Source organism: Bartonella sp. AP40SXNS (genome assembly GCF_042195825.1).
GTDB lineage: Bacteria > Pseudomonadota > Alphaproteobacteria > Rhizobiales > Rhizobiaceae > Bartonella.
This window is the reverse complement of sequence record NZ_JBHIPB010000002.1, coordinates 234,025-253,829: the sequence shown is the minus strand read 5'-3', so window position 1 is coordinate 253,829 and position 19,805 is coordinate 234,025. Positions and strand designations below refer to the sequence as shown.

At 35.3% G+C, this 19,805-nt stretch carries 13 protein-coding genes; 5 read left to right on the top strand and 8 right to left on the bottom strand.

Annotation, left to right across the window (positions count from 1 at the left end; translation table 11 throughout):
* Window positions 1-17 precede the first annotated feature (17 nt).
* The 7 genes from ACFILZ_RS02275 to ACFILZ_RS02245 all read right to left on the bottom strand — a co-directional run bounded on the left by ACFILZ_RS02275 (window position 18) and on the right by ACFILZ_RS02245 (window position 10,796).
* Complete coding sequence (locus tag ACFILZ_RS02275) at window positions 18-2,903, bottom strand: EAL domain-containing protein (RefSeq protein WP_375606401.1); 2,886 nt, start codon at window positions 2,901-2,903, stop codon at window positions 18-20.
* 398 nt (window positions 2,904-3,301) lie between these two features.
* Window positions 3,302-4,576, bottom strand: coding sequence for a M16 family metallopeptidase (locus ACFILZ_RS02270; protein ID WP_375606400.1), 1,275 nt, complete (start codon window positions 4,574-4,576; stop codon window positions 3,302-3,304).
* Between the two features lie 83 nt (window positions 4,577-4,659).
* Window positions 4,660-6,057, bottom strand: a complete 1,398-nt coding sequence (gene thrC / locus ACFILZ_RS02265) for a threonine synthase (RefSeq protein WP_375606399.1) — start codon at window positions 6,055-6,057, stop codon at window positions 4,660-4,662.
* 637 nt (window positions 6,058-6,694) lie between these two features.
* Window positions 6,695-7,057: a hypothetical protein gene (locus ACFILZ_RS02260; protein WP_375606398.1), complete on the bottom strand. Its 363-nt coding sequence runs from the start codon at window positions 7,055-7,057 to the stop codon at window positions 6,695-6,697.
* Between the two features lie 209 nt (window positions 7,058-7,266).
* Entirely contained in the window at window positions 7,267-7,539 is a 273-nt protein-coding gene (locus ACFILZ_RS02255; RefSeq protein WP_375610089.1) for a hypothetical protein, read from the bottom strand.
* 286 nt (window positions 7,540-7,825) lie between these two features.
* Window positions 7,826-8,182 carry a hypothetical protein gene (locus ACFILZ_RS02250; RefSeq protein WP_375610090.1) on the bottom strand — a complete coding sequence of 119 codons (357 nt, stop codon included), beginning with the start codon at window positions 8,180-8,182 and terminating at the stop codon, window positions 7,826-7,828.
* 1,918 nt (window positions 8,183-10,100) lie between these two features.
* The gene (locus ACFILZ_RS02245) at window positions 10,101-10,796 is read right to left on the bottom strand and encodes an HAD family hydrolase (protein WP_375610091.1); all 696 of its coding nucleotides are present in this window, start codon (window positions 10,794-10,796) and stop codon (window positions 10,101-10,103) included.
* A 317-nt stretch (window positions 10,797-11,113) separates the two neighbouring features.
* On the opposite strand from ACFILZ_RS02245, the gene ACFILZ_RS02240 reads away from it, so the two are divergent.
* On the top strand, window positions 11,114-12,250 hold the full coding sequence (locus ACFILZ_RS02240; RefSeq protein ID WP_375606393.1) for a site-specific DNA-methyltransferase: 1,137 nt from the start codon (window positions 11,114-11,116) through the stop codon (window positions 12,248-12,250).
* Window positions 12,251-12,995: 745 nt separating this feature from the next.
* Here ACFILZ_RS02240 and mutY read toward each other — a convergent pair.
* The gene (gene mutY / locus ACFILZ_RS02235; protein ID WP_375610092.1) at window positions 12,996-14,054 is read right to left on the bottom strand and encodes an A/G-specific adenine glycosylase; all 1,059 of its coding nucleotides are present in this window, start codon (window positions 14,052-14,054) and stop codon (window positions 12,996-12,998) included.
* A gap of 200 nt (window positions 14,055-14,254) precedes the next feature.
* Between mutY and ACFILZ_RS02230 the strand changes: the two genes are divergently transcribed.
* From ACFILZ_RS02230 to ACFILZ_RS02215, 4 genes are all read left to right on the top strand, one after another.
* A complete protein-coding gene (locus ACFILZ_RS02230; protein ID WP_375606391.1) occupies window positions 14,255-14,755 on the top strand; it encodes a DUF721 domain-containing protein in 501 nt (166 codons plus the stop codon).
* An 84-nt stretch (window positions 14,756-14,839) separates the two neighbouring features.
* The gene (locus ACFILZ_RS02225; protein WP_375610093.1) at window positions 14,840-15,496 is read left to right on the top strand and encodes a DsbA family protein; all 657 of its coding nucleotides are present in this window, start codon (window positions 14,840-14,842) and stop codon (window positions 15,494-15,496) included.
* 166 nt (window positions 15,497-15,662) lie between these two features.
* Window positions 15,663-18,329, top strand: a complete 2,667-nt coding sequence (gene ppdK, locus ACFILZ_RS02220; RefSeq protein WP_375610094.1) for a pyruvate, phosphate dikinase — start codon at window positions 15,663-15,665, stop codon at window positions 18,327-18,329.
* A 716-nt stretch (window positions 18,330-19,045) separates the two neighbouring features.
* Window positions 19,046-19,177, top strand: coding sequence for a hypothetical protein (locus tag ACFILZ_RS02215; protein WP_375610095.1), 132 nt, complete (start codon window positions 19,046-19,048; stop codon window positions 19,175-19,177).
* Window positions 19,178-19,805: the final 628 nt, after the last annotated feature.

Genomic DNA, 19,805 nt, shown 5'->3' with positions numbered 1-19,805 from the left:
ACACGTTATTTTATCCCTTATGTTTTTATCTTATAAGGGAAATGGCTCTGAACGAGCGTAATTAATTCTTCTATGGCAATCGGTTTCGTCACAAGTGTACTTTGAACATATTTACAACCTTCTTGACGGAGGAAGATTGCTTCTTTTTCATTTTCAACACCTTCTGCGATAATTTGCAAATTAAGATCTGTTGCCATATTAATGATAGACTTTAGAACAATTTTCTTCTTAAGAGAGTCGATTGAGATAAGTGAACGATCAAGTTTAACCATATCAAATGGATAACGTACGAGATAGGTCAGAGACGAATAACCTGTTCCAAAATTATCGAGTGCGAGATTCATTCCAAGTGTTTTAATTTGTTCAAGAAAGTGCGCTGATTGTTCAGGATTATTTCTTAAGACAAATTCAGATATTTCAATCATTAAGCGTCCTTTGTGGAGCGGATGCCGAAGCAAAGCGGCACGCAATTGACTGATAAAACGAGGATGAATCATTTCTGCGCTTGGTAAATTAATTGAAATAAAGAAAGATTGTTGGGAAAACTTTTCTTGTACATTTATAAGATCGATAATGGCATTATCAATGATAAATTGTGACAAATCCATAACAATTTGTTCATTTTCTACGATTTTTATGAAATCAGAGACATTTAAATTTCCATAAGTGGGATGATGCCATTCTACAATTGTTTCAAAACCAATAATATGTCCGTCTGATAAATTAAGAATAGGATGGTAGAGGATTTTCATCTCATTACGTTTTATTGCATAATGAACATCTTTCTCCAGAGTATTATGTTCGAGACCCAGAGTGCGAAAATTAGGACGAAAAGGTTCAATATGATTTCCCCCCATTTGTTTTGCGCGAATCATTGCTAATTCACTATCATTAAAAATATCTTTAGCAGTTGATCGACTTTCACTCCATGTAACCAATCCGATAGAGGTTGAAAGGATTATTTTATTTTCTGAAAGTGAAATAGGTGCTGAAATTGTTTTGTGCAAATGATCTGCAAATGCTGCAATTTTTTGTGGTTCTGTTTCACTGAGTAAAATAATTGCAAAGCGGTCTGCAGAAAGGCGCGATAAGGTATCTTGAAAATTAATGAGACGATTTAAACGACGTGCAATTATAAGAAGTACAGTATCCCCAACAGCGATACCTAATTTGCGATTAATTTGGCGAAAATTATCAAAATCAATCATAAAGACGGTTGGTCTAATTTTGATATTTGCTTTCGCTAAAGAGGTATAATTTTGTAGTCTATCAAAGAAAATTTGTTGGTTAGGAAGTCCGGTTAAGCTGTCGTGGATTGCATCATGCAATAAGCGTTCTTCGGATTTTTTATGGTTAGTAATATTGACAATGGTTCCAATGACACGTGTGATTTTTCCATCTTTTTGCATAGCCGGACGTGCACGAAGAGAAAACCAATGATAATAACCACCACCGGAAGAAAGCCGAAAAATTTGATCAATGCGCCCTTTTTTATTTTTAAGAATGATATCCAATACGGCTTGAAAGCGTTCACGATCATCATGGTGCAAGGCTGAAATCCAGTTGCGCATAGGTCCATTGAGGTTATGAATTTCAGTACCAAAAAGGGTTGCCATGTTTGGATGTACAACAATACGGTCACGCTCAATATTCCAATCCCAAATAATATTTCCCGCTCCCTTTGCTGCGAGTACTTGTTGTTCAAGGTCGGAAAATATTCCTTCATGGAAAGCGTCATTAGAAAAAGTTTGTTGCAGGACAGTAAAGCTAATGAGAAGAACAATGAGCACTAATCCCCCCGCTAATGCTGGCTGGATAATATCATTGTTTAAATGTCCAGCTATGCAGGCATAGGCTCCAACACACCAAAAGCTAATGAGCAACCATGTTGGAATAAGCATAATGGCGCGGTCATAGCTTCTGATTGAGAAATAGATGATTAATATTATACCAAGCACAGCGGTAAGGCCAAAAGACAAACGCGCAATTCCAGCGGCTCTGATGGGATCATAAATAGCAAAGGCTCCTAGACTGCAAAAGGCAATGGTCCAAGCGATAGCCCCGTAACTAAAATGATAATGCCAGCGGTTAAGGCTGAGATAGGTAAAAAGAAAAATGAAGAGTGTAGCAGTAAGTGCTACTTCTGTACCAGCACGCCAGATTGGTTGGGTTGTGAGTGTAACAGCAAAGAATTTATTTAAAAAATTGAAGTCAATACCAATATAAAAAAGCACTGCCCAAGCAACAGCAGCTGTTGCAGGAAACAGCCCTGTTCCACGGACGACGAAGAGAACAGTTAACAAAAGCGCTAAAAGACCTGATATCCCAAGAAGAATACCGTGATAAAGCGTATAAGAATTAATTGCATCTTTATAAGCTTCAGGTTGCCATAAATAGATTTGCGGTAGATTTGCAGAGTTAAGTTCGGCCACAAATGTAATAACAGCACCAGGGTTAAGGGTAATACGAAAGATATCAGAGTTTGCACTAAGTTGACGATCGAGGGAAAAACCTTCGCTTGGTGTTATGGATTGAATCCTTGATGATCCAAGGTCTGGCCAAAAAAATCCAGAACGTGCCATGCGGTAATGGGGGGCAACGATGAGACGATCAACTTGTTCATCTGTTGGATTTGCAAGAGAAAAAACGGCCCAATTTCCGGAAAATTTTTCATTTTTTGCCTGCACTTCAATACGCCATACAATACCATCTGGTCCTGGTGCTGTACTTGTTTGAAAAATAGAATTGTTTGTATGGTGAATTTCAATTGCTTTTGAGAGATCAAGAGCAGCATCCTGAGAAGAAATTTTAACTGGTTCAATTGCTTGTGCTGATGTAAGATGGACAAAAGAACTAACGACTACAATGAAAATGATGTCAATTATTTTACGCAAACTCTTCACAATGTCCCACTCTCAATATTTTAGGATGTTTAATTTTCATTTCGATTTTTGAGAAAAAACGTCCACCTTTTATAATTTATTTACATAATAAATTGTTATCACTTTTTCTTAAGTTATGTGATTTTATATACAAATAGACCACATACCCATCTGCTTCAATGGAACCTGAAGCGAATGAAGTTTTATATTTTAAAAGGGCAAAGTTAAACCATGAATTTCCATATTTCACGGATATATCTTTACTGATTAGAATCTTTATCACATGAAGTATGAATTGGGTAGTTTTGTACACCTCTTTGCCCAATATTTCCAAAACTTATTTAATGAGGAGAGCTTTTGTGGTAAATTTTATGATAAAATATGTGATGTTATTGTGATGCTGCTTTGAAAAGAAGTTTTTACTTTAGCTTGTATGAAAGAGTTGACGTTAAATCATCAAAATTTATGAGGGGGCCTACAGGTCCGACAGCAGTTAGTGTTGGAGTGGAGTTTGTAAAAAGACGATGTGCTAAATCAGTTAATCTTTTAGGAGTGATGAGATTGAGGCGTTCAATTGTTTCCGATATTGGAATTGGTCGACCATAAAGGAGTATTTGGCGAGCAATGAGATGTGCTTGACTAGAGGGATTTTCCTGTGACATTGTCAGATTTGCACGATATTGCGTTTGTGCTCGTTGCAGTTCGTTGGCGTGAATATTTTTGCTGACCTTGGAAAGTTCATCAAGAATCACAGGAATAAGTTCTTTGAGCCCTTCTTGTCCGGTAGCTGCGTGAACACCAAAAAGCCCAGTATCTGAAAATCCCCAATGAAAAGCATAAATAGAATAGCATAATCCACGTTTCTCTCTTACCTCTTGAAAAAGACGTGAAGACATACCACCACCAAGAATGATTGAAAGAATTTGAGCCGCATAAAAATCACGCGCGTGATAAGCACGCCCTTCAAACCCTAGAACAACTTGTGTATCCATTAAATCGCGATATTCACGAAAGTCGCCACCGACATAATTTGCAAGATTAGTAAGAGGTGCGGTTGAATGGGAGCGAAAAGTACCAAGACGACTTTCAACTTCTCGCAAGAAACTTTCGTGCTTTACAGCTCCTGCAGCAACGACAATCATACGATCTGCACTATATTGTTTATTGATGAAATCATGGAGATCAGTAGATGTAAATGATTGAATAGTTTTAGCTGTTCCTAAAATAGAGCGTCCAAGGGATTGATGACGAAAGGCTGTTTCTGTAAAGTGATCAAAAACAATATCATCAGGAGTGTCATGGGCAGCACCAATTTCCTGAAAGATTACTTGTTTTTCTCGTTCTAGTTCATTGTCGTCAAATTTTGAATGCATTAAAATATCGGCTAAAATGTCTATAGCAAGTGGGATATCGCTTTTAAGTACACGTGCAAAGTAAGCTGTTGTTTCAATACTGGTTGTAGCATTGATTTCACCGCCAACATCTTCAATATCGGTTGCAATTTGAAAAGCAGTACGGTTTTCGGTTCCTTTAAAAGCCATATGCTCAAGAAGATGAGCAATACCATGCTGTGTGGAGGTTTCATTGCGTGAGCCCACTTTAACCCATATTCCGAGGGCAACACTATCAATTTGTTGCATTGTATGTGTGGCGATAGTCAAACCATTATTTAGGCGACAGATATCTACATCCATGTATTTACAACTCCATTAAATAAGCTAAATACCTCATTGTAAGGGTATCAGAATCTTCTTGATTTAAATTAATGCAGCTAACTTTAATAAGATGCACGCGATTTTAAAGAAATATAATCTTTTACTATTTTTTCATCATTAGCAAGATTTATAAAATGTTCTTCGTGTTTCATTACATCATTGAGATGAGATGGCCATGGAGCATGAAGGCCACAAGCGCTTTTAATAGTATCAGGAAATTTAGCTGGATGAGCCGTGGCAAGAACGATCATTGGAATATGCGGTTTTTTGTTTTCACGCGCTACTTGAAGAGCGACCGCTGTATGTGGATCAACAAGATAGCCACTTTCCTTATAGACACTATCAATTTTTTGAGCTGTTGCAGCCATGTTGCTTTTCCCAGCGGAAAATAAGGAACGAATATTTTTGAGTTGCTTTTCATCAAGAGTAAAGAGACCCGTTTTTTTCAAGTTTTCCATTGCATTGCGAATCCACATTGGATCACGATTGCCACTTTCAAAGAGCAAACGTTCAAAATTAGAAGAGACCTGAATATCCATAGAAGGTGATGTTGTATGGACTATTGGTTTTGTTTCGTAAGTACCACTGGTCAATGTACGTACAAGGATGTCGTTATCATTCGTTGCGATGACCAGTTGAGCAATGGGTAATCCCATACGGGCTGCGACATAACCTGCAAAAATATCACCAAAATTTCCAGTAGGAACAGTAAATGAAACAGCTCTATCAGGTGCTCCTAAGGAAAGAGCTGATGAAAAATAGTAAACAATTTGCGCCATGATACGCGCCCAATTTATAGAATTAACACCTGAAAGCGCTGTTTTTTTACGAAAATTATGATCATTAAACATTGCTTTGACAAGAGCTTGACAATCATCAAAATTTCCTTCAATGGCAATGGCATGAACATTGGAACATTGATTGGTTGTCATTTGCCGTTGTTGAACAGGTGATACACGTCCTTTAGGAAATAAAATAAAAATATCTGAGTGCTCTTTTCCAGCAAAAGCTTGTATCGCAGCTCCTCCTGTATCACCTGATGTTGCAGCAATAATCGTTGCACATCTATTTTTTTCAGTCAAAACATAATCCATCAGTCGAGAAAGAAACTGCATTGCGACATCTTTAAAAGCTAAAGTAGGACCATGAAAGAGTTCAAGGATAAATTCATCTGCTCCAGTTTGTCGTAACGGACAGATTGCTGGATGGTGAAAGGTTGCATAAGATTCAGCGATCATATTTTCAAAAGCTGTATATTCGATTTCGTTATTCACAAAGGGCCACAGGATAGTTTTAGCAATTGTTGTATAGGACTGACCACGAAGTGCTCGTAACGCATCAAATGATAGCTGAGGAAATTTATCTGGCAAATAAAGTCCCCCATCACTTGCCAACCCTGTCATGATTGTTTCCGTAAAGCTTAAAGCAGGAGCTTCACCTCTCGTGCTGATATATTCCATAAGTCTTATCCTTTTTTTATTTCTGGCAAATTGGTGAAGTTATTTATTTCACGTTTTTCATAATATTTAAATTATTAAATGGATAGAGCTTCTTTTCTTCTTTTTAACTCAATAATGAAAGGAAATAGCCTTAAGCATTTTTATTTTTGAGATATAAACGCCAAATGTTCACAGAAAATCTTTTACAGTCGAAAATTTTCTCTCTATTATTCATTCACTTAAATTTTACAACGTATCTTCACTTGTACACCTTCTTAAATAATACAATTAAATAGATAGAATGGCATTTACTGAAGAACTTTTGTATAAAACTCAATCATTTATAGTTATTTTATGCTCTTAATACTTTGTAACAATTAAATCTGCTGAACTGAATGTTAAAATGATACATCTCAGAATTCACGTTGGAAGATTTATAAGGTAATTTTATGGCATTTCGTGCACAAATCTATACTTTGAATAATCTTTTTTAGCTTAACTTATCACTTTGTATAATAATAGATATTATATTTGTGCTATACAGTATGGTAACCTAAAGTTTATCCATAGAAAACATACAACAGCCTGCTAAATGATGGGAAGCAGGCTGTAAAGTGTTTTCATTTTAAATAGAAAAAAATAACTAAGTATCTTTGAATTATTTGCCTTTAATTTTTCCTATTGCCCATCCGATTATCCCGCTAAATATGGCCATAACAGATCCAGTTAAGAATCCAAAACCCAAAGCTCCTACTGTAGAAAAAACTCCTAGCGTAATTGGTTCAAACACTTTCTCAAATTTTCCTTCAAAGGCAGATTCACTTTTTGCTCTATGAGTGAAACTTGGGACATAAAGAGCAGCTATATCGATAGTTTTTTTCTTTCCTTGTTCTATTAGAGAGACAGTTTCCCATTGAGTATCATTTTTCAAATGATTGGCATGAACATTTATAACTTGTGAAAGCAAAAAAGCAACTGCTATAAAAATATTTAATACGTAAGTTTTCAATACTTTAATCATAGTTTACCACCAATACTTTTATTTTAATCTGAATTGAATAGATGCATCGGCAGAATTAGTGCACATTGAGAGAAACAGAAGCATTTAAAGCTTTTTTCACTCTTATTGTGATAATTCATTAGTTTTTATCATCAACAATGGATAAACACAGAATGTGTTAATAGTTTATATTTCATATGAGAAGGTCTTAATCTGATGAAATTTCAATTTTAACGAGATTTAAAATAGGATATTATTTTGCTGATTATCCATCCTAAAAACATACCTACCGTACTTGATACATAACCAAGAGCCATCCCAATACCAAAAGTCCCGAGTGTAAGAGGTTCAACGACTTTTTCAAATTTTCCTTCGATGGTAATTTCATTTTTCATACCACGATTTAGATTTTGTGTATAGAGAAAAACCGTACTGATTGCATCCTTTCTGTTTTGTTCTGTTAAAGAAATAAAACTATTCTCACGATGAATATTGTTTTGCAAGTAGTTGGCATGTACACTTACAGTCTGTGAAATGTAAAAAACAGATATCATAGAAATAATTAACATATGATTGTTAAAAAATTTAATCATCATTTACCTCAAATACTTTATAGTATTCAATATATATATATGTGTGTATATAAATTTATAATTTGGATTTTTGGATGTAATTTACAGAATTTATAGTTATAATAAGAGAAATAGAAGCTTCATTATGTAATAAATTTATAATAATTAATAATAAAATAATGAAGCTATATATTCTATATTTCTACAATATATTGAATTACTTGAACATCAATACTATATCATTTATCCAATTTATTATCGATCCTATAAAACTTATTGCATATCCAGCGTACAATAGTCCCTCTCTTACAGTCATAGGCTCAAAGACCTTTTCAAATTTTTCTTCACCTATTGTTCCATGTTCTGTTTGATAATTTACAGACGGAACATAGAAAGCAGTCGTAGAAACTACATCGGATTTCGCATATTTTACTTGTTCCATTGGGAAAACAGAAAATTCCTCTTTTGGAGTATCATTTTTCAAATAGTTTGCATTAACATTTACAGTTTGTGAAATAAAAAAAGTGCTCGCTATAAAAATGCTTAAGATATAATTTTTAAATAATTTTACCATAACTTTACCTCAAATATTTTTAACTTATATATGTAAGAAATATACATATATGTTTATTTATATCACACATGTATAGTTCAATATGTATTTTTAGTCAATAATAAAAACACATATAAAAATATAAATATAATTTTTTATAAACATTATTGTAAAAAAGAAACAGTAATAATTACAAAAAATATTTTAAAAAACTTTATGAAATATTTTATTATGTGTTATATATAAAATAACACGTTGTTATCGTATAATTTTTATAAAATGAGATTAATATTATTTTATAAATACATTTATCAATAATAAAATGATCAAAATTTTTACATATTAAATATATAAAAAATTATTTATTATCGATAGTATAATAAAAAACATGAAAATTATGATATGTTTATATAAATATTCTTAACAATTAAAATATGAATGGACACGCTAAAATTTTATTATTTATAGTAGTTATTATAGATAGTCATTATTGTAGAATTTGTGTTATATAGATATTATTTAAGTTATTATTCAATGGTTATTTAATTGCATCGTGATAGCATAATGATACTTCACTATTAATTATATACATTTATGTTATAGATACTAAAAAATGTACAGTTCTCTCATAGTGTAAAGTAGAGCTCGAATTGGATAGAGATAAATGATATTATCTTTTTATCGCCAATGTGAACAGCATATTACTATGATGCAAAGCAGTGTATAGAAGAATCTAATTTAGACATATTTATGAGTGCCGAAAGATCAATATTAGATAATATTTTTCAACACTTTCTTCTTTCCAAACAGAAAAGCCGCTTTAAGAAAAACACCCTTTCTAATATTTTTAGAAAGGGTGTTTTTCTTAAAGTTGGATTACTTTTAAAAAGATCTGATTTCATTGCTTATTTAAAAAGTCTATTAAGTGCTTTCGGAAAATTTTAAGCAACTATTGGTATCTCTGTAGGTTGTTTAACATGATTATATATTTCATATTTATGTGTTTTTTTAAAGAAACCGTTCTCAAGGTACTCAAGCCTATTGTGCAATGATAGATATGATGATAAAGCCCCATAATATAAAACTCTTAGGGTATCAGAGTTTTTGGCGTTTATAAAGAAGAAAGATGGCATCGCCATACAATTTGCTCGCTCCTAATGTTGCTACATTTTTGCATTTTGCTTAATTTGAATAATGATTAATTATTGATTATAAATCAATACGTTGTCTGTAAATTACTTGGTATGAAATGTTTTTTATAAAATGCAAATCTTTATAAGAATGTATTCTTTTTGTTTTTTGTAATCTTAGGGAGGTTGTGCCGATTGATGCTGTTAAAATACTGTTTAAGCAGCAAAGTAAATAAGCCTTCAACAAGTTTGCGAGATTTGGATTGAGCAAATATAAGCCCGTGTAATTTAACAAGAATACTTTTGTTTTTTTCAATAAACTCTTGTGTTCCATAGGTTCTGCGAATTTTAATATTTTTTTCCATGATTAAGGCGCACATACCATACAATTTTACTATGACATGTTTACTATGACATGTGATTTCTTTTATCAGATGAAGGAGGCATAGCGATTTTCACATCTTATCGAGCAAGGCATCGTAATATTCCTTTTTTGACAAATCTCATAATTTATCAGGATGAGCTGCTGTGGTTGGGACTGGGATATCGGATTTGAGATAGATAAGCAGGGCTTAATTTTTATGAGTTTGCACCCCTGTTTTTTGCTTTTTTTAAAAGCACGTGCAATGGTTAACAGACTTATGATCTCAATGAGGTGCTATATTTTTTTCACATTGAGATGCAATTCACCCATGTCGTGAATTACGCATTTATTGAAGTTATTATAAAAGGAGCAGCGAGAAGAGAAGGACATTTGAATAAAAGTGCTTCTTACAAGAGTTTACAAACTGATATATTCAAGAGATTTCTTATAATAGATCTCGCCATACTGCCATTGCTTCTAAGACTTCTCCTAAATGAGCATGTTTTGCAATAACTGTTTCTGCACCAGCTTCTGCAAGTGCATTAGAGTGGCCAAGATAGCTATGTGATCCTCCCGTAAAGCCGATGGCACGCATGCCTGCTGCTTTGGCGGCATGTACACCATGAATTGAATCTTCTATAACGATAGTGTTTTGAGGCTCTACTTGTAATTGTTTTGCGGCAAAAAGGAAAATATCAGGGGCAGGTTTGGTTTTTTTTGTTCCAACTTCAGGTGCAGAAAATATTTTACCTTCAAAAAGTTCATAGAGACCAACAGTGGTGAGCATCTCTTTTATATCGATGCTCTTTGCATTAGAGCAGATACAGTAGGGATAGCGTGTTTGAATAATTTCTACTGCTTCTCTTACATCATCAAGAGCACGTAATTCAGTTTTTATTTGTGTACGAAAAATATCAGCCATTTGATCTATGAGATGAGCAGAAATTGGTTTTTCTGTTTCCTGTTCAACTTGTTTAAGAATATCGCGAAAGATAAGCCCTGCAAAACGTTCGCTCAATTCTTCAGGTGAGATTTCATATCCTGTTTGTTTGAGCAATTGAGATCCAATTTTTGCTGCAAGATATTCAGAGTCGACGAGAACTCCGTCACAATCAAAAATAATAAGATCTATTTGAGGCATAAAATATTCCTTTACATGTTACGAGATGAACAATTTTCATGAAAACGACATTGAGAGAATCTTATTTCATAAAAATATATTTTGAAAATGATTCTTATTCATTTTACGAAATAAAAGATAGGGGAACAGTATATTGAAAAAAGAAAAATTCATTCAGATGGAAGTTTTTTTACTTTAAAAAACAAAAAATAATAATCAATTTTTCGGAACTTTAACGATACGTTTACTCTATTTTGTAAATATGGATTGGTAAAGCGGGCCTATAAACTATTTTGGTTGATTATAGGGCAAATTCAGTTCATTTTGTTGGGTTTTTCATGACAGTTATTCAGCTTCAAAAAGATTTCGTTCGTAATCCCTCCCAGACGCCATGGCGCAATAAAATTTTTAAAGGAGATTGTGTTTCCGTTTTAGAAAAACTTCCAAAACATTCTGTTGATATGATTTTTGCGGATCCACCTTATAATTTGCAATTGGATGGTGCTTTATATCGTCCAGATCATTCGCTTGTTGATGCGGTTGATGATGCATGGGACCAGTTTGAGAGTTTTGCTGCTTATGATGCTTTTACCCGTGCGTGGTTGCTTGCTTGTCGTCGTGTGTTAAAACCTAATGGAACCCTTTGGGTTATCGGATCTTACCATAATATTTTTCGAGTTGGTACGGCATTACAAGATTTAGGTTTTTGGATGCTCAATGATATTATTTGGCGCAAAAATAACCCGATGCCTAATTTCCGAGGGCGACGCTTTCAAAATGCTCATGAGACACTTATTTGGGCTGTGCGAGATCAAAAAGATAAAAAGTATACATTTAATTATGATGCTTTAAAAGCGGCAAACGAAGATCTACAAATGCGTTCAGATTGGCTTTTTCCTCTCTGCACTGGAGCTGAACGTTTAAAGGATGATTCAGGGCGTAAATTACATCCAACACAAAAACCGCAAGCGTTATTAGCGCGTATTATTATGGCTTCTAGTAAACCTGGTGATGTTATTCTTGATCCGTTTTTTGGTTCGGGAACAACAGGTGCTGTTGCCAAGCTTTTAGGGCGTGATTTTGTTGGGGTTGAACGCGAGCAAGATTACATTGATGCGGCATGTGAAAGGATTGCGGCGGTTAAACCTTTAGGACAACCAGAGCTGGCGATTTTAGATAGAAAAAAAGCAGAACCGCGCATAGCATTCAACAGTTTGCTTGAAGCAGGTTTACTTTATCCTGGAGAAGTTCTTTATGATCGAAAAAAGCAAGTATCTGCTATTGTAAGAGCTGATGGTACGATTATGCATGGTGGTGAAGCGGGTTCAATTCACGCAATGGGAAGAAAGGCTCAAGATTCGCAGAGTTGTAATGGTTGGACATTTTGGTATTATGAGGAAAATGGACGGTTAAAGTCCATAGATCATTTAAGAATGATCATACGTTCACAAATGTTAAAAACGGGTGTTTTATGAACTAAGCTGATCGCTTCATTCTATTAATCACCAATGTACCTGATCTCGATTGGGATGGATGCAAGCGCGTTTTATGCTTTTCTTAGATATTTTATATTGAAATACTCACCTCGCTTGTAAGCGGCAAGCGAGTATTTTTCGCTTCTTGTAGAAAAAATTAAAACGAGAAATTTCTACTCTATGTTCTGATTTTAGTTCCAAAATAGTAAAATTTCAATATAATCTTATAAAAATGAAATATCAGAATTAAAAGGTTCATTCAGAAGTTCAAAATTAAGTGCTTTTTTGTACGTGCATCTATAAAGTGCGTAAAATATATTGATTTATCAAGATAATTTAGCGCAACTCATATTGAATTGCCCTCGGAATATCGTCAAACTCTTTTATTTCAAACCTGTTTCATATTGAATCAATAAAAATTACTTACTTGCATGTCATAAGCGGGGTTGGCGTGTGAATAAAAATTGTTAAAGAAAGAACTAAAAGTACCTCTTATGAACCGTTTCAAGTGCCAAGGGTGTCGTAGGGGGTGGGTAAATATAACGATGGTGCCGATTTGCTTCTTCATAAGCGAACAAAGGACAGATCCTGAAATTTAAATCTAAGATTTCTATTCCTTCTTAATTCTCATTGATAGAAAAAATGAGACATTCTACGTGTTTAAATTTTTCTTTGTAAAGATTAAGAAATGGTCATTAGGGATACAAAAGTCTCCATTAGCAAACATGTTTACGAATAAACAAGGTTATTTAAATCTGAAAGAATTGGGAAGTGCTACGGAAATGGCTTTTTTCATAACAGTAGGGAGCGCTTCTTTGGCAAGATGTTGAATGTTGCACCACCAACCATTTTCACAATTCATTTCATGAATATCTTCAGTATAGTAGACATCGAGTTTTAGAGAAAAGTGAGTAAAAACATGCGTAATTTGCCCTTTGAATTGCCAATTGGCAGGAAAGGGGGCGTTTTGGAGCCCATTTTTGTTGTTTATATCAATATTGTTAGGAATTTGGGTCATTCCACCAAGGAGTTTTTGCGTCTGTCGTTTTTCCAAATAAATTTGTTTATTTTTATTAAGAACCACAAAGGCACTACCTGTTTTTGAAGGGCGTTCTTTTTTAGGGGCTTTAACTGGAAAAGACTCCGGTTGTTGCATCTTTGCCGCTTTGCATAAACTTTGAAGAGGGCAGATATAACAAGATGGTTTGCGTGGAGTACAAATGGTTGCTCCCAAATCCATCATTGCTTGAGCAAAGTCGCCAGAACGATTTAAAGCAGTAATTTTTTGTGTTTTTTCTTTAATTTCAGCTTTTGCTTTTGGTAATATTGAAGCGATAGCAAAAAGGCGCGCTATTACACGTTCGACATTACCATCAACCACTGCCACAGGATGGTTAAAAGCAATTGCGGCAATGGCTGCGGCAGTATACTCTCCAATACCGGCTAGAGTTCGCAATTCTTTTACAGATTGTGGAAATTGTCCTGCGTAGTTTTCAACAAGCTGTCTCGCACATTTTTTAAGATTACGTGCGCGTGAATAGTAACCAAGTCCAGCCCATGCTTTCATAATATCATCTTGTGAGGCTATTGCTAAAGAAGGAAGATCAGGCCAAAATTTCAGAAATTTTTTAAAATAGGGCTTAACCGTTTCAACGGTTGTTTGTTGCAGCATGATTTCAGAAAGCCAAACCTGATAAGGATCAGGACGGATACCTTGTCTTTGCTCTTCGGGGGTAATCCGCCATGGGAGGTTTCTATGATTTTGATCGTACCAAGAAAGGAGGTGCGAAGAAATTTCATACATGATTGTTTTCAAGCATAGAGAGATGTAAAATGCAAAAGAAAAAATATTTATTTTGTAATTCTTTTTTTGCTCTTTTATTGTCGAGACCCTGGTGAGGAGTGGATTTTTATTTTGTTGATATTTTATAAATTAGGGAGACAATTATTTTTAGATAAAACAAATTATTGTAATTGAGTAAACGGTTGAACAATGATCTAAAAATGAGAAAACAACTAAAAAAACGTATCTTTTATTCTCTTTCTGAGACGGTATTCAAAATACTTGATCCCGTTTTGCGCAAACGGACAGGGCTAAATGTAGAGCTTATAGAGCATTGGCCACAAATTGTGGGCCATGATATCAGTGAACATACAATGCCGCTTAAAATTATTTGGAAACGTCGTGCAGATCAAGATGAAGTTTTTCAGCCAGCAACACTTGTTGTCGCATGTGAAGGATTTGCGGCGTTGAAATTAATGCATGAAACAGAGGAATTTCTTCATAAAATTAATGGATTTTTTGGCTATATTGCTATTGATCGCATCAAGATTGAACAAAGGCGTCTGTCGGTTTTTATGAATCATTTGCCTCTAAAGTCGACTTTGAGTGAACAAGACAAAAAATGCGTGGAGAAAATGCTTGAAGGAATTGAAGATAAAAGTTTACGCCAATCACTTTATAAACTTGGCTGTTGCATTTTCTCGGAAAAAAATAATAAATAGCAAGATATTTTATATATATTTTCTTTAATATATGAGAAAGCATTGGATTCCTATTCGTTTAATACCAACAGAAAAGTATTATTTATGGTAAAATTTCGTTCTTTTTTATCTTTCGGGATAATTTTTCTCTTCATAACGATTGTACAAAATAGTGTAACAGTTGCTTTAGCGCGTGATCTCAAACCAGTGGCAACAGTTGATATGGCTGAGCTTCTCCAATCAGGTAAAGTAAAGGATCGCTTTGAGGGAGAGGCGGATGCACCAGTCATCATTGTTGAGTATGCTTCGTTAACATGTGTTCATTGTGCACATTTTTACAACGATATACTTCCTCAAATTCGTAAAAAATATATCAAAACAGGAAAAGTGAAACTGATTTTCCGAGAATATGCTTTTGATCCTCGGGCAACAGCAGGTTTTATGTTAGCACGGTGTGCACCAGAAGATCGCTATTTCCCTTTGATAGAAGTTTTATTTCAAAAACAAAATGAGTGGGTTTGGGGAAAAGATGCTCTGACACCATTGAAAAAAATTAGCTTAATGGCGGGTTTTTCAGATGAAAGTTTTACTGCGTGTTTGAAAAATCAGACCATTTTAGATGAAGTGAATGCATCTTTTGAGCGTGGTAAAGAACTTGGTGTGACAGCAACGCCTACTTTCTTTATCAATGGAAATAAATATGAAGGTGCTATGAAAGTAGAAGACTTTTTTTCGGTGATTGATAGTTTTCTTAAAAACTGAATCTTAATCTTCTAGAAGATAGATGGTGATGTGGTCATTATCTCTTTTAAGAAGGTTAAGTATTATGCATTTATGAAGCGATCTTTTTTATTTCGCCGATTTTGAATCATTTAAGTTAAGCCTAGGTTGAATGGTGTTTTGATGCTGATATGGGAGGATTTGTACAATGAAAAAATGGGTTTATAGTTTTGGAGATGGAAACGCAGAAGGAAGTGCAAGCGAGCGTAATCTTCTCGGAGGTAAAGGGGCTAATTTAGCAGAAATGAGTAGTCTTGGTTTGCCCGTACCGCCAGGATTTACTCTGACAACAGAAGTCTGTAATTTTTATTACGCACATGACAAATCATACCCAGAAGAGCTACAGGAATCTGTTAAGCAAGCATTAAGACGCGTTGGTGAACAAACAGGACGTGAATTTGGTAATGAGCAAAGACCACTTTTGCTTTCTGTTCGTTCAGGGGCTAGGGCTTCTATGCCAGGAATGATGGATACAGTGCTTAACCTTGGCATGAATGATAAGACTGTAAAAGCTATTGCTTTACAAGCTAATAATGAACGGTTTGCTTATGATAGTTATCGGCGTTTTATCCAAATGTATTCTAACGTTGTTTTGGGGGTAGACCATTCTTATTTTGAAGAGATTCTTGATGAGGTAAAAGAACGCAATGGTTACACTATTGATACAGAAATGACAGCAGATGATTGGAAACATGTTATTGCTTCTTATAAAGCATATATTGAAGAAAAATTAGGAATCCCTTTTCCACAAGATCCTGAACAGCAATTATGGGGGGCGATTGGAGCCGTTTTTTCAAGTTGGATGACAGCACGCGCAGTCACTTATCGTCGTTTACATAGCATTCCTGAAAGTTGGGGAACGGCAGTTAATGTGCAAGCTATGGTTTTCGGCAACATGGGTGAAGATTCGGCAACAGGTGTTGCTTTTACACGCAATCCATCGACAGGAAAAAAAGAACTTTACGGTGAATTTTTAGTTAATGCGCAAGGAGAAGATGTTGTGGCGGGTATTCGAACGCCTCAAAATATTACAGAAAATGCGCGTATTGTTGCTGGTTCAAATAAGCCGTCTTTAGAAAAAATTATGCCTGAGGCTTTTTTGAAGTTATGTCAGATCGCGCAGAAGCTTGAGCAGCATTATCGGGATATGCAAGATCTCGAATTTACCATTGAAAAAGGTAAATTATGGATGCTGCAGACTCGTTCGGGAAAACGTACGGCTCGTGCAGCTCTCAAGATGGCAATTGAAATGGTTGAGGAGGGGTTAATAAGCCGTGAAGAAGCGGTAATGCGTATTGATGCAAAGTCACTTGACCAACTTTTACATCCAACACTTGATCCCAAAGCAGAGCGTTTTGTTATAGGACGTGGTTTACCTGCTTCTCCTGGAGCAGCAACCGGTGAAATTGTTTTTACTTCGGAAGAGGCAGAAACTGTGTCAGCAGAAGGGCGAAAAGTTATTTTGGTCCGTGTGGAAACAAGCCCAGAAGATATTCATGGTATGCATGCTGCAGAAGGAATTTTAACAACGCGTGGCGGCATGACAAGTCACGCTGCTGTTGTTGCGCGTGGAATGGGAAAACCATGTATTTCTGGTGCTGGTAGTGTGCGGATTGATTATAATACAAATACGCTATTTGCTTCAGGAGAAAGCTTTAAAAAAGGCGATGTTATCACGATTGATGGTGGAAGTGGGGAAATTTTCAAAGGGAAAGTTGCAATGTTGCAGCCTAAGCTTTGCGGAGACTTTGCAAAATTAATGGAATGGGCTGATGGGATGCGACGTATAAGAGTTCGCGCCAATGCTGAGACACCATCTGATGCCCGTATGGGGCGTTCTTTCGGGGCTGAAGGTATAGGTCTTTGTCGTACGGAGCATATGTTTTTTTCTGGAGAACGTATTGTTGCCATGCGTGAAATGATTTTAAGTCATGATGAAAATGGTCGTCGTAAAGCACTAGATAAGCTTTTGCCAATGCAGCGTTCAGATTTTAGTGAATTATTTGAAATTATGTGTGGTTTACCTGTTACCATTCGTTTGTTAGATCCGCCACTCCATGAGTTTTTGCCTAAAACGAAAGCAGAAATTCTTGATGTTGCAACAGCTATGGGGGTTTCTGCTGAAGTGCTTGCTGAACGTGCTCAGCAGTTACACGAATTTAATCCTATGCTTGGATTACGAGGATGCCGTTTAGCTATTACTTATCCTGAAATTGCAGAAATGCAAGCGCGGGCGATTTTTGAAGCAGCAGCAGAATCTGCCCAAAAATCTGGATCTCCTGTTATGCTTGAAATTATGGTGCCATTGGTTGCTCTTAAATCTGAACTCGATTTTGTAAAAGCGCGTATTGATCAGGTTGCTGAGGAAGTGATGAAAGAAAAGGGAGGTACTATTCAATATATGGTTGGGACGATGATTGAACTTCCAAGGGCAGCGCTTCGAGCAGATGAAATTGCTGAAACTGCTGAATTTTTTTCATTTGGAACAAACGATTTGACACAAACTACTTTTGGGATTTCCCGTGATGATGCTGCTCCTTTTTTGGCAACCTATTTTCAAAAAGGTCTTTTAGAGCAAGATCCTTTCGTATCTATTGACCGTGATGGAGTAGGGGAACTTATTACCATTGCTGCACAGCGTGGACGCTCAAAGCGTGCAAAAATAAAATTGGGAATTTGCGGTGAACATGGAGGCGATCCTGCCTCTATTGCTTTATGTGAAGAAAATAACCTAGATTATGTTTCGTGTTCTCCTTTTCGAGTACCAATTGCTCGTTTAGCAGCAGCTCAGGCCGCAATAGCAAAAAGGATGTAATGGGTTAATATTTTTTGTTGTATAGTTATTACAGAAATAAATTTTTATATATTTTTTATTTTCTTTAATAAAGGGAATAAAAATGCTTCTAAAATGCACGATAAGTTATGTTACGCGAGAAAGTGTTTTTTTAGAGGTTTATGAGAGAAAATATAAAGCAGGATAGACAAAAGATATATTATTAATCACTTTCTATTGGCGAACCTCTTGATAGAGAGAAACGTGTTATTGTGCAGTCAATTTATGCATTTGCTTTTTTATAGGGGAATGAGCTCATCACGCAAGATAGAATGCTGCAAACAAATGCATTTTTTTGCATATCATGCTGTTTGAGATAGACATTTCTCAGTAGATGCCCCATTTCACATTGACATTCGTGGAATGGGGATTATGTAAAACTCTCCGTAAGTTTATGAAAATCTTCCCAAAATTTATAAACTCCATTATGCGCTACCGTCTTTACACTTATGAAGGAATATCAAAGTTACACAATCTGTTGATTTATAATGATAATTTTTTATTTCTTATATTGAATGAAAGCTGTAAATATCATAAAATCCTCTCATTTCGACTTTTTTTATAATGAATCAATCAAAACCATGTTTTTTGTGTGTTATAGGCGGGATGAGTGTCTGTGGATAAAAAAATAAAGTAAGGATATGCCTTTTATGAATCATCTCAAATGTCAAGAGCTGTCACAAATTGAAGGTAGGTAAATGTGTAATGGTGCCGGCTTGCTTCTTGACAAAAAGCGTAAAGATGATGCGCGGCGCGTGCAGTGGGGCTGCTATTATTATTCACGGGCGTTGTTGCGAAGTGGTCTTGGGTGCTTTAGAGATGTTTTTTAAGAAAGCCCGTGAATGGCAATCCAAGTATATTCTGTTTGGGACATTTTATTTTAGGTGAGGGGGAGTGAGGCCAAAAAGACATGTGATAAATAAAAGCATGAGGCAATAGGTAATCTCCATTAAAGATATTACTTTAGATGTTATTGAAAGGTGTAAAGCTGAATTAAAAGGAAATGGCAAAGATAAAAACTGGTTTTTACCTTAAATTTTCATATTCTTTCCAAATTAGGCTGTTTTCCTGTTTTAAGGAGATTATACAAACAGAGATGCGCAATATTCTTGCCTCCATTTGGCATACAAAAGCTATGAGAGCTGAGAGAAGTACTAAACTGTCTTAATATTTGTTTCAAACATACTGCTGCGTTAGGTTTGGATGTTGATTTATAGGCAATACTAAACGCACACGCTCTCTTAGGAAAACAATGTCATAAAACACATAATTTTCCAGCAATAGATTGGAGAGAAGTGCTGGTTTTTTATCAGACACTTTGCGAAACAACAATCATAACACAACTAGCCTTACGTCTACTTATCTTTACAGATGTTTGCACAAATTCTTTGCATCATATTTATAAAGATCAAATTGACGATAATATATGGACAATTCGTGGCTCGATGATATGAAAGG

Bases quoted from the DNA above. Each gene is read 5' to 3' on its own strand.
- ACFILZ_RS02270 (WP_375606400.1), bottom strand. From the start codon at position 4,576: ATGGATGTAGATATCTGTCGCCTAAATAATGGTTTGACTATCGCCACA.
- thrC (WP_375606399.1), bottom strand. From the start codon at position 6,057: ATGGAATATATCAGCACGAGAGGTGAAGCTCCTGCTTTAAGCTTTACG.
- ACFILZ_RS02260 (WP_375606398.1), bottom strand. From the start codon at position 7,057: ATGATTAAAGTATTGAAAACTTACGTATTAAATATTTTTATAGCAGTT.
- ACFILZ_RS02250 (WP_375610090.1), bottom strand. From the start codon at position 8,182: ATGGTAAAATTATTTAAAAATTATATCTTAAGCATTTTTATAGCGAGC.
- ACFILZ_RS02245 (WP_375610091.1), bottom strand. From the start codon at position 10,796: ATGCCTCAAATAGATCTTATTATTTTTGATTGTGACGGAGTTCTCGTC.
- ACFILZ_RS02240 (WP_375606393.1), top strand. From the start codon at position 11,114: ATGACAGTTATTCAGCTTCAAAAAGATTTCGTTCGTAATCCCTCCCAG.
- mutY (WP_375610092.1), bottom strand. From the start codon at position 14,054: ATGTATGAAATTTCTTCGCACCTCCTTTCTTGGTACGATCAAAATCAT.
- ACFILZ_RS02230 (WP_375606391.1), top strand. From the start codon at position 14,255: ATGAGAAAACAACTAAAAAAACGTATCTTTTATTCTCTTTCTGAGACG.
- ACFILZ_RS02225 (WP_375610093.1), top strand. From the start codon at position 14,840: ATGGTAAAATTTCGTTCTTTTTTATCTTTCGGGATAATTTTTCTCTTC.
- ppdK (WP_375610094.1), top strand. From the start codon at position 15,663: ATGAAAAAATGGGTTTATAGTTTTGGAGATGGAAACGCAGAAGGAAGT.
- ACFILZ_RS02215 (WP_375610095.1), top strand. From the start codon at position 19,046: ATGTGTAATGGTGCCGGCTTGCTTCTTGACAAAAAGCGTAAAGATGAT.